Source organism: Pseudomonas sp. HLMP (genome assembly GCF_046365545.1).
In the GTDB taxonomy this organism is placed as follows: Bacteria; Pseudomonadota; Gammaproteobacteria; order Pseudomonadales; family Pseudomonadaceae; genus Aquipseudomonas; species Aquipseudomonas guariconensis_B.
In genome coordinates this window covers 1-1,283 of the sequence record NZ_JBDLLR010000007.1, presented here as the reverse complement: position 1 = coordinate 1,283, position 1,283 = coordinate 1, and the positions used below count along the sequence as shown (strand labels likewise).

The window sequence follows — 1,283 nt, the reverse complement described above, 5'->3', positions numbered from 1 at the left end:
GGCGGCGACCTGAGCCTGGACACCCTGGTGGACATCATCAACGCCGTGGACTTCGGCGGCATCGGCCATGCCTTCCTGGCCGACCGCGACGGCCAGGTGATCGTCAGCCCCGACAAGGCCCAGGTGATGAAGAACCTCAAGGACATCTACCCCGGTAGCACCTTGCGCGTCGAGCCGGGCATGCAGGACGTGACCCTCGACGGCCAGGCGCGGCTCATCTCCTTCGCCCCGGTCGCCGGCCTGCCCTCGGCGCAGTGGTACATCGGCCTGTCCATCGACAAGGACAAGGCCTACGCCGCACTCGGCCAGTTCCGTACCTCGGCGATCATCGCCATGCTCATCGCCGTGGCCGCCATCGCCGGCCTGCTGGGCCTGCTGATCCCCGTGCTGATGCGCCCGCTGACCACCATGGGCCGCGCCATGCGCGACATCGCCGAGGGCGAGGGCGACCTGACCCGCCGCCTGGCGGTGCAGCAGCAGGACGAGTTCGGCGAGCTCGCCAGCTCGTTCAACCGCTTCGTCGAGCGCATCCATGCCTCGATCACCGAGGTGTCCTCGGCCACACGCCTGGTGCACGACCTGTCGGAGAAGGTGGTCAGCGCCTCCAACGCCTCGATCATCGGCTCCGAGGAGCAGAGCCTGCGCACCAACAGCGTCGCCGCGGCGATCAACCAGTTGGGCGCGGCCACCCAGGAGATCGCCCGCAACGCCGCCGACGCCTCGCAGCACGCCAGCGGTGCCAGCGAGCAGGCCAACGACGGCCGCCAGGTGGTCGACGCGGCCATCGACGCCATGACCGCCCTGTCGCTGAAGATCAGCGAGTCCTGCGGGCAGATCGAGGCGCTCAACGCCAGCACCGACGAGATCGGCAAGATTCTCGACGTGATCAAGGGCATCTCCCAGCAGACCAACCTGCTGGCGCTCAACGCCGCCATCGAGGCCGCCCGCGCCGGCGAGGCCGGGCGTGGCTTCGCGGTGGTCGCCGACGAGGTGCGCAACCTGGCCCACCGCACCCAGGCCTCGGCCGAGGAGATCCACCGCATGATCACCGGCCTGCAGGTCGGCTCACGCGAGGCGGTGCACACCATGAACGAAAGCCAGGTGTCCAGCGAACAGACCGTGCAGGTGGCCAACCAGGCCGGCGAACGGCTGTCCAGCGTCACCCAGCGCATCGGCGAGATCGACGGCATGAACCAGTCGGTGGCCACCGCCACCGAGGAGCAGAGCGCGGTGGTCGAGAGCCTGAACCTGGACATCACCCAGATCAACACCCTCAACCAGCA

The 1,283-nt window shown here is 68.7% G+C and carries 1 pseudogene; it reads left to right on the top strand.

What is annotated here, in order from left to right:
* Positions 1–126: 126 nt before the first annotated feature.
* A pseudogene (gene mcpA / locus ABFA30_RS23875) lies at positions 127–1,283 on the top strand (methyl-accepting chemotaxis protein McpA); the annotation flags it as partial.